At 36.3% G+C, this 571-nt stretch carries 1 protein-coding gene; it reads left to right on the top strand.

The window, feature by feature from the left end; all coding sequences use genetic code 11:
- Positions 1 to 571 (top strand): hypothetical protein (locus CCZ01_RS10635; RefSeq protein WP_220106551.1); only part of this gene is annotated, 571 nt, incomplete at both ends.

The following is a 571-nucleotide window of genomic DNA, read 5'->3' as shown; positions in this document are numbered from 1 at the left end:
ATTGAGTGATGTTGAGATTAATTTTGATAGTGGTGCTGGAACATTAACTAATGCAGATAAATTCTATCTTGTTGGTTTAGGAGCTAAGAATCTTAATATTGTTTCTAAGAGTTCAGGGAATGTTGAATCTGTATTTGATCATACAGGTAAAACAAATCTTACATTAGATAAAGGAACTACTACAACTTCTGGAAATGCTGGAAATGGAAATATTAACCTCACAGGCACAACAGAGCTTAGCATTCGCACAAATTCAGATTGGTCTGGAACAGTGCTTGCAGATAAAGCAACTCTTTTAAATATAGACACTACAGGGGGTCATTTAGGTTTAGGGAACGGTTCTATCGCTGGTTCTGTCTTTGCTAAAGTGCAAACACTCAATGTCAATGCTATTAATAGTTTCTCTGCTATAAACACAGACTTTGCTTCAATGAGTACAGCAACTATCAAAGGTGTAGGTAATGTTGCACTTGGCAATCTTAATCGTGGTGATTCTGTTACAGTCGATGCAACAAACCTCATTGGTAAATTGAGTATGAAAGATGTTACAACAGGCAACTTCACTTTGACA

The organism is Helicobacter monodelphidis, assembly GCF_003288845.1.
Taxonomy (GTDB): domain Bacteria; phylum Campylobacterota; class Campylobacteria; order Campylobacterales; family Helicobacteraceae; genus NHYN01.
Note: the sequence above shows the minus strand (reverse complement) of the source record. Positions and strands in the feature narration are given on the sequence as shown.